We start from the raw sequence: 1,499 nt of genomic DNA, 5'->3' as shown, positions 1-1,499 counted from the left end.
GCCGGCCCGGCGCGCTCGGCGTTCCGGGGGCCCGGGACGGCCTGCTGCGCCGCTGAGCCGCCCTGTTCCGCCTGCTGGGTCCCGGCCTTCGCCTGCTCCGCCTCCGCCTCCGCCTCCTCGGCCTCCGCCACCGAGAGCGGGTCCGGCTCGATGTCGCGGGCGGTGAACTCCACCGGCAGCTCCGTCAGATGACGGGAGATCCAGGCCGAACTCCAGGTCAGCTCCTCCTCGGGCACCGCGAGCCGGACGTCCGGCAGCAGGGTGAGCAGGATGTCGATCCCGGCCTCGGCGACGTGCCGCCCGATGTCCTGGCCGGGGCACTCGTGCGGACCGGCGCCGAAGGACAGATGGGAGCGGTTGCCGTACAGCGGGGCCGCCAGGTCGGGCCGGACCACCGGGTCCACGTTGCCCGCCGCGAGCCCGAGCAGCAGCAGGTCCCCGGCACCGATCTGCTGACCGCCCAGCTCGGTGTCGGCGGTCGCCCAGCGGCCGGCCACCAGGGACATCGGCGGGGAGTCCCAGAGCACCTGGTCGAGCGCCTCGCCCAGGGTCATCTGGCCGCCGGAGAGGTGGGCGCGGAACCGCGGGTCGGTGAGCACCATCTTCAACGAGTCGGCGATCAGGTTGACGGTGGTCTCGTTCGCGGCCAGCAGCACCACCCGCAGGTGCTCCATCACCTCGTCCTCGGTCAGCCCGGCCGGGTGCGCCAGCAGACGGCTGGTCAGGTCGTCACCGGGGCTTTCGCGCTTGATGGCGATGGTCCGGCGCAGACCGGCGACCACGTACTCGTTGCTGGCGATCGCCGTCTCGGTGCCCTTCATCAGGTCCCGGGCGGCGGTCACCAGCTGCGGCCCGTACTCGTCCGGCATGCCGAGCAGCTTGGTCATCACCAGCATCGGCAGGTGCTCGGCGAACTGGGAGATCAGTTCGGCCCGGCCGGTCGGCCCGACCACCTGGACCAGGTCGGTGGTGAAGCGGCGGACGTGACGGCGGATGCCGCGCCGGTCGAAGCCGTTCAGGCCGTCCAGCAGCGCGCCGCGCAGCCGGCGGTGCTCGTCGCCGTCCGCGAACACGCAGATCGGCTGCCAGGCGACCACCGGCAGCAGCGGCGAGTCCGGCGGGACCTCGTTGTTGCGGAAGGCGCTCCACAGGCGCGAGTCCCGGGAGAACAGCGAGGGCGTGCGCATCGCGGCGATGTTGGCGCCGTGGCCGAGCACCAGCCAGGCCCGGTGGTCGCCGTGCAGCAGCACCGGGGCCACCTCGCCGTACTCGGCGCGCAGCTTCTCGTACAGGCCCGCCGGATCGCTCTCGGCCTCCGGCCCGTACAGGCGGCGCAGGCCGCCGGGGCCGGTCGGGGAGATGCCGCCGCCCGCGTGGGCCGGGCAGCCGGGCGGCGGGGCGGCGGGCGACGCGGGGCCGGCGGGGATGGCGGGTTCGGGGAACGGGGTGGTCACGGGGGTCTCCGGTCGCGGGTGGGTTCGGTGACGGGCGGTCGGTGG

The 1,499-nt window shown here is 74.5% G+C and carries 1 protein-coding gene; it reads right to left on the bottom strand.

The features are described from left to right. On the bottom strand, positions 1–1,454 hold a 1,454-nt coding region (locus ACIQOV_RS41040; RefSeq protein WP_401056192.1), incomplete at its 3' end, for a cytochrome P450. Positions 1,455–1,499 lie beyond the last annotated feature (45 nt).

It is taken from the genome of Kitasatospora sp. NPDC091257 (genome assembly GCF_044757675.1).
In the GTDB taxonomy this organism is placed as follows: Bacteria; Actinomycetota; Actinomycetes; order Streptomycetales; family Streptomycetaceae; genus Kitasatospora; species Kitasatospora lactacystinica.
The sequence above is the reverse complement of the archived record's forward strand: the minus strand, read 5'-3'. Positions and strand labels throughout refer to the sequence as shown.